We start from the raw sequence: 7,137 nt of genomic DNA, 5'->3' as shown, positions 1-7,137 counted from the left end.
TCCGGGCAGGCGGCGAAGGCGCCGTTGTATTCGTCGGGATAGAAGACCTGGGCGGCGAGGGCTTCCCAGCCGCCGGTGGAGCCGCCGTAGAGGAAGCGGGCCCAGCCCTGGCCGATGCCCCGGAACTTCTTCTCCAGCGCCGGCAGGAACTCATAGGTGATGGCGTCCCCGTACGGGCCGAGGTTCGCCGAGTTCACCGCATAGCTGTCGTCGTAGTACGGGTTGGAGTGATCGATCTCGACGATCAGCATCCGCGGGAAGTTGTCCGAGACCCAGGTCTTGTAGAAGTTGTAGGCCTCTTCCTGCTCCACCCGGTTGTAGCAGGGGTGGTCGAAGCGCTCGGAATATTCGCACTTCAGGTCCGGGTCCGGCGGGGTCGTGCGGAAGCCGCCGAAGTCGGCCGGGAAGTGGCCGTGGAAGATGGCCACCGGGTAGCGGGCCTCGGGGTGCTTGTCGAAGTCCTTCGGCACCAGCACGTGGCCGCGGATGTAGACGTCACGGCCCCAGAACTTGGACAGTCGCTCGCTGCGCACCTTGATGTGGCGCACGAACTCGGTGTCCTTCGGCTCCGGGATCGGCGGATTGACCCGGTCCAGGACCACCTCGATCTCGCCCGGACGGTTCGGGTCGAAGTCCACCAGCTTCGGCGTGGAGACCAGGTTGCCCGGCTCCTTGCGCCAGTTCTGGCCCGCGCCGCGAGCCGCCGGCAGCTTCACCACCTTGCCGTTCGCCAGCTTGAAGGTGTCGTACTTGTGCAGCACCGCCTGCACGTAATACCGCCCCGCCGGAACCTGGCTCAGGTCCTCCGCAGGGAAGCCGGTTTCGTTCAGGGGGATGACCACGGAGCCGCCGCGCTTCAGTCCGTCCACATTGACGCCGACGACCTGGGCTGAGCGGAAGGTCCGGTCGACCTGGTTGATCGGCTCGGACGCGCCATTGGCGCTCAGCACCAGCAGGACGCGGCCGTCGTACGCCGCCTCCGGCGCGCCCTTCGGGACCGCGACCTTGAAGGTCTCGGCGGCGGCGGGACTGGCGAGCGCAAGGGCAGCAAGCGCTGCGCGGACAAGGTGCTTCATCCAAAGGCTCCTGGTGTTAGGAGCGCGCCTCGGAAGCGAGCGGGCCTCGACGGGCGCGCAGGGGAAGATAGAGGACGGCGCCCAGGGCCATCCCCGCAAAGGTGTTGACGATCAGCGGCGTGGCGATGTCGGGCGCGTTCAGGACGCTGACCGCGATGAAGATCGCGGTGCCTTCCTGGCGGATCAGGTGGCAGCCGATCAGGGCCCGCGTCTCGGCCCCGCCCAGGCCGCCGGCCCAGCCGCAGAGAGCGCCGATACCCACATTGATGAGGTTCATCAGGGCCACGAGGATCACGATGATCGCGGCCGAGTCCGCCAACAGGGCGTGCTGCCTGGCGGCCACATAGCCGAACACCATCACCAGCACGACCGAACTCGCCGCCTTGCTCGGCCCGGACCACCGGCGGAACGACGGGAAGAGCCGGGCGGCGACCATCCCGCCGGTCACGGGAAGGACCGTGACGGCCGCGATCTTGACGAACAGGTCGTCCACCGGGGCCTGGATGTCCCGTGTCTCGGCGAGCACGACCTCGACCGCGGTGTGGGCGATGAAGGGCGCCGTCGCCACATAGACCAGGCTGACGATCACGGTCAGGGCGACGGACAGGGCCGTGTTCCCCCGGAAGAGGTCCGTCGCCACGGTGGCGAGGATGCCCACCGGACAGGTGGCCAGGAAGATCAGGCCGACGATCGCCGCAGGCGTCGGGGCGAGCGCGGCGATCGCAAGGCCGGCCAAGGGCGAAAGAAGCAGGAGACCGATCAGGCCAGCGGCGAGCGGCCGGCGATTGACGGCGAGGTCGAAGAACGCCGCAGGGCGCAGCTTCAGCCCTGTGGCGAACATGATGGTGGCCAAAGCGCCAGGCAACAGGACGCCCTCGGCCAGGTCTCCAACTGCGCCCACTTCGGGCCCCCCACGCGTACACGCTCAGGGCGCCCTCCCTAGCAAGCGCATGTGCGCTTGTCTCAGCGTACGGCCCAGCCGCAGCATCATTCCCGGCACCTGGCGCATAAAGGGCACACGGGCGATGCGGTTCGGCTTCTCCAGCGCCAGGGCGGGGAGGTAGCGCCCGTTGCTGAGCAGCATGCGGGCGATCTCGCGGCCGACGATGGCGTTGGTGGCGATGCCCCGGCCGTTGCAGGCCTGCACGGCGAGCAGACCGTCGTCGAGGCGGACGATGCGCGGGAGCAGGCTGCTGTTCATCCAGGCGACGCCTTCCCAGAGGAACTCGATCTCCACGGGCTCGTACGCCTGAAGCATCCCCTCGAGGCGGGCGTTCACCGCGCGCTCGACCGTGGCCTGGGTCGAGCCCTCGGCCACGGGATAGAAGGTGACCATGCGCTCGCCTTCGGCGAAGCGGATGGAGAAGATGTCGAGCTCAAGGTCCGTGAGGGACTGGCCGCCCGGCAGAACCGCCTCCCGCAGGCTCGACGAAACGGGCGTGGTCGCCAGTTCGTGGACGCGCATCGGCAGCACCGTCGCGTCGAGGGCCGGGTGCAGGCTCTGGTTGCCGCCATTGGCGCACAGCACGATCTGGTCGGCGTCGACGTAGCCGGTCCCGGCGTGAAGCCGCCAGCGCGCGCCCACGCGCTCCAGGGCGCGGGCTGGACTGTGCAGGAAGAGCGCCGTCCCGGCCTCGACGCTCCGGAAGGCCAGGCCGGTGGCGAGTTTGAGGGGATTGACCCCGCCGCCGCTGGCGTCGAGCACGGCCGCGCCATAGCCCTTGCAGCCGGTGGCGGCGACCGTGGCCTCGGCGTCAAGGACGCTGAGGTCCTGCCGGAACGGCCGCCACTCCTCGAGCACCTGGGTCAGCCTGGCCTGGGCGGTCGCGCCGCGGGCCGGGGCGATGAAGCCGAAGGGCCGGGCGTCGCAGTCGATGTCGAGGCTGCGGATCAGGTTGAACAGATGCCCGCCGCTCTCGCCCACGAGGGTCAGCCAGCTCGAGCCCAGGTCGCGGCCCAGGCGCTGAAGCACCTTGTTGGGCGTGGTCCGCACCAGTTGCGGGGCGATGATGCCGGCGCTGGCGCCCAGGGCGCCCGAGCCTGGCGTGTCGGCCTCGATGACGCAGACCGAGCGCCCGGCGGCGGCCAGTTCGCAGGCCAGGCTGAGGCCCGCCACCCCCGCGCCGACGATGGCGATCTCGGCGTCCTCGCGGCCGTCGAGCTGAGGGCGGACGGGGGGCGGCCCGCTGACGGCGGTCCAGAGCGACTGACGGATCATGGCTCGAAGGCCAGGCTCAGGTGGCAGCGTCCACCGAGGCGGATACGGCGACCGGCTTCAGCCAGATGGGCGAGGTCCTCTGGGACCGCCCGGCCGCACAGCGAGCCGTCGACCCAGCCCTGCGGGAACAGCAGGCGTCCCCAGGGTCCATAGAAGACCCCGAGGTCGAGGCCGCCGTCGGGGAACGGTCGGGTCACGGCCGGAGGTCCGGGCTGGAGCGGCGTGAGGACGAGGGCGCCGGCGTCCGGCTCGCGGACGGGGTTCTCCACCGGCAGGTCGAAGGCCTTCAGGACGTCCGGCAGGTCCGAACGCGACACTGCGCAGGAAATCTCTGGGCCGGTCCACATGGCGTGCAGGGCCGGCCAGGCGCGGTCATCGGCGGCCAGGAGGCGCAGCGCCTCCACGGCCCGGGGGGCGGCCTCGGCCAGAAGATCGAAGCGAACGGACAGGCCCGAGCGCGGCTCGCTGATCCTCAGTCGCGGCATCACGCCATCCCACCGTCACTCGCCCACATCTCGCCGCCCCCTCCTGGCTGATCGGAGATGCGTCCAATATCACGTAAAGATGGCGTCGCAACTGCTCGTTGTTACAGGCCGTCACGCACGCCGATCTATTCGAAGGGGGAGCGGCTGAGGTTCGCGCTGATAATCTGCAGGGTCGCCACCAGGCGGGTAAGCTCGGCGTGGGTCAGCCCTTCGGTGGCGCGGGCGATCAGCCGGCCGATCATGGGCGTCAGCCGATTGAGCAGGGCGCGCCCCTCCTCGGTCATGCGGACCTCGGTCACCCGGCCGTCCTCACCGCCCGGCGCGGTGGTGACCAGTTCCATCTGGCTCATCTTCTCCACGATCCGACTCACCGTAGATCTCTTGATGAGGGCCGTATCAGCAAGAAAAGTGACGCCGCAGGGCTGGTGTTCGCGCAGCACAGTCAAGATTCTGTAGATCGATCTTGAGATTCCGTGCCGCTGGAGAAGCCGCTCCATCGCCTCATGATACATGAAATCCGAGTGGGCGATGAGGTAGAACGGCGAGCTGCTCAGCCGAAATTGCTGGCTGCTCGGATCGAACATGGACCGGGGATCGCTCAAGCGTGGCTCCTGTCGGGCGGCGGCCGGAGCGCAGTCGAGGGCGTCCTGAACAAAGGCGCGAAACCCCGCCCCGTGACGACCGGTCGCCGGCTGATGTTCATGGCGCGCCCCGGATGGGCGGCGCCCGGCGGTATGCGCCTGACTTTGCGAGCATTCTTGAATGCGGTTCGGCGAAGGCGCAACCCGCGGATCGGTCTCAAACTTGACACAGGTCTCCAAAAGCGTCCATTTTCACGCAAACGTGGACCTATAAGTTTGGGGGCGGCATGTCGAAGTCGAAGAAGGGGATCGCGCTCGCTGCGGCGACCGCGGCCATCGGGCTCTGGGCGGGGATCGCCCATGCGGCCGAGCCGCCGGTCGTGCCGATGAGCGACCTGGAGCAGGCGAACCCCGAGATGCTGCCTGTTCTGTCCATGCGCGACCGCGCCAAGGTCGAGAACGCCATCCTGAAGGAGCGGCTGGACACGATCGTCCCGCAGCTGATGCGCGAGCAGGGCGTCGACATGTGGGTGCTCGTGGCGCGCGAGTACTTCGAGGAGCCGGTCATCGCGACCATGCTCAACGCCGAGAGCATGCACGCCCGCCGGCGCACGATCCTCGTCTTCTTCGATCCCGGCGAGGGCAAGCCGGTCGAGCGGCTGACGGTCAGCCGTTACGGCCTGGGCGGCCTCTTCGAGCCGGCCTGGACGCCCGAGACCCAGCCTGACCAATGGAAGGCGCTGGCCGAAATCATCGCGGCCCGCAACCCGAAGAAGATCGCCATTAACACGTCGCGGCTGACCGCCTTCGGCGACGGCATGACCCTTAGCCAGTACGGCGAGTTCGTCGAGGCCCTGGCGCCGACGTTCCGTGACCGGATCGTCTCCGGCGAAGGTCTGTCTGTCGGCTGGCTGGAAACCCGCACGCCGTCCGAGATGAAGATTTATCCGGGCATCGTGCGGATCGCCCACGCGATCATCGCCGAGGCCTTCTCCAGCAAGGTCATCACCCCGGGCGTCACCACGACGGACGACGTCGTCTGGCACATGCGCGAGCGCGTGGCCGCCATGGGCATGCGGGCCTGGTTCCAGCCGTCGGTGGCGGTGTTCCGCCAGGGCGTGAAGGGCATGCTGGAGGGCGACACGGTCATCCAGAAGGGCGACATGCTCTGGACCGACTTCGGCATCACCTACCTGCGCCTGAACACGGACACCCAGCACCTGGCCTACGTCCTGCGTGACGGCGAGACCGAGGCGCCGGCGGGCCTGCGTGAAGGGCTCAAGGCCGTGAACAAGATCCAGGACGCGCTGCTGTCGTCCTACGCGGTCGGCGCGAGCGGCAACGAAGTGCTGGCCAAGGCCCGCGCCAAGTCGATCGCCCAGGGCCTGAAGCCCTCGATCTACAGCCACCCCATCGGCTTGCACGGCCACGCGGCGGGCAGCGCCATCGGCTTCTGGGACAACCAGAACGGCGATGAGCGCGGCGAATATCGGATCCGTCCGAACACCGGCTGGTCGATCGAGCTGGCGGCCTACGCCGCCGTCCCCGAGTGGGGCGGCCAGGAGGTGGAATTCCGCTCTGAAGAGGATGCGTTCTTCGACGGCAAGACCGTGCGCTTCCTGGACGGACGGCAGACGGAGATCACCCTGATCGGCGCGGGCCGATAAGCGGGGAGCGGGGAACGACATGCGCTACTGGAAGAAGCTCCTGATCGCCGGCGCCATCATGGCCGGCGCCGCCATGGGCGGGCAGGCGGCGGCCGAACAGTTCAAGGTCGCGGTCCCGAAGGGCGCGCCGCAGGCTGCGTACGACGGCCGGGTGATGGTCATCCTGTCGACCGACGGCAAGACCGAGCCCAAGGATCAGACCCGCGCGGACTATTTCGCGCCGCAGATGTTCGGCGTGAACGTCGACGGCCTGAAGCGCGGCGAGTCCGTGTCGGTGGGCGCCGGGGTTCTCGGCTTCCCTGCGGAGGACCTGAGCCAGGTTCCGGCGGGGCGGTATTACGTGCAGGCGGTGCTGCACAAGTACGACACCTTCAAGCTGGCGAACGGCAAGGTGGTGAAGCTGCCGGCGGCTCGCGGCGCGGGCCAGAACTGGCGCAAGGAGCCGGGCAACCTGGTCTCCACGCCGAAGCTGGTGGACTTCGACCCGAACCGTCCGGGCGAGATCGAGGTGGTCCTGGACCGGGTCAATCCGCCGATCCCGGAGCCGAAGGACACCGAGTTCGTGCGCCACATCAAGGTGCGCAGCGAGCGACTGTCCAAGTTCTGGGGCCGTGACGTCTACATCCGCGGCCACGTGCTGGTGCCGAAGGACTTCGACAAGCACCCCGAGGCCCGCTACCCGGTGGCCATCTTCCACGGCCACTTCCCGGCCGACTTCGGCGGCTTCCGCACGACCCCGCCGGACCCGGACCTGAAGTGCGAATATTCCGAGCGCTTCGACCACCCCTGCTACAACCGGGTGGAGCAGGAAGAGGCCTACAACTTCTACAAGACCTGGGTCTCGGACAACTTCCCGCGGATGCTGATCGTCGAGATCGATCACTCCAACCCGTACTACGACGACAGCTATGCGGTGAACTCGGCGAACCTCGGCCCGTACGGGGACGCCATCACCTATGAGTTCCTGCCGGCGCTGGAGAAGAAGTTCCGGGGCATCGGCCAGGGCTGGGCCCGCTTCCTCTACGGCGGCTCCACCGGCGGCTGGGAAGCCCTCGCCGCCCAGGTCTTCTATCCCGACGAATACAACGGCGCCTTCGCCGCCTGCCCGGA

Annotated in this window: 7 protein-coding genes; 2 read left to right on the top strand and 5 right to left on the bottom strand. The window is 68.4% G+C overall.

Annotated elements, in window-relative coordinates:
* The 5 genes from BO64_RS02935 to BO64_RS02915 form a co-directional block, all read right to left on the bottom strand.
* Positions 1 to 1,076, bottom strand: a 1,076-nt coding sequence (locus tag BO64_RS02935) for an alpha/beta hydrolase (protein ID WP_496401779.1), incomplete at its 3' end; no start/stop codon positions are given.
* Positions 1,077 to 1,092: 16 nt separating this feature from the next.
* On the bottom strand, positions 1,093 to 1,977 hold the full coding sequence (locus tag BO64_RS02930) for a bile acid:sodium symporter family protein (RefSeq protein ID WP_496401778.1): 885 nt from the start codon (positions 1,975 to 1,977) through the stop codon (positions 1,093 to 1,095).
* Positions 1,978 to 2,001: 24 nt separating this feature from the next.
* A complete protein-coding gene (locus BO64_RS02925; protein ID WP_496401777.1) occupies positions 2,002 to 3,294 on the bottom strand; it encodes an NAD(P)/FAD-dependent oxidoreductase in 1,293 nt (430 codons plus the stop codon).
* Positions 3,291 to 3,779: a DUF3830 family protein gene (locus BO64_RS02920; RefSeq protein WP_496401776.1), complete on the bottom strand. Its 489-nt coding sequence runs from the start codon at positions 3,777 to 3,779 to the stop codon at positions 3,291 to 3,293. The genes BO64_RS02925 and BO64_RS02920 overlap by 4 nt, the downstream gene beginning before the upstream one ends.
* 125 nt (positions 3,780 to 3,904) lie before the next feature.
* Positions 3,905 to 4,381, bottom strand: coding sequence for a MarR family winged helix-turn-helix transcriptional regulator (locus tag BO64_RS02915; RefSeq protein ID WP_496401775.1), 477 nt, complete (start codon positions 4,379 to 4,381; stop codon positions 3,905 to 3,907).
* 266 nt (positions 4,382 to 4,647) lie between these two features.
* Between BO64_RS02915 and BO64_RS02910 the strand changes: the two genes are divergently transcribed.
* On the top strand, positions 4,648 to 6,027 hold the full coding sequence (locus BO64_RS02910) for a M24 family metallopeptidase (protein ID WP_496401774.1): 1,380 nt from the start codon (positions 4,648 to 4,650) through the stop codon (positions 6,025 to 6,027).
* Between the two features lie 19 nt (positions 6,028 to 6,046).
* Positions 6,047 to 7,137: alpha/beta hydrolase (locus BO64_RS02905; RefSeq protein ID WP_496401773.1), on the top strand; the 1,091-nt coding region annotated here is incomplete at its 3' end.

The sequence above is a fragment of the Phenylobacterium composti DSM 19425 genome (genome assembly GCF_059568645.1).
This window is presented reverse-complemented; position numbering and strand designations above follow the sequence as displayed.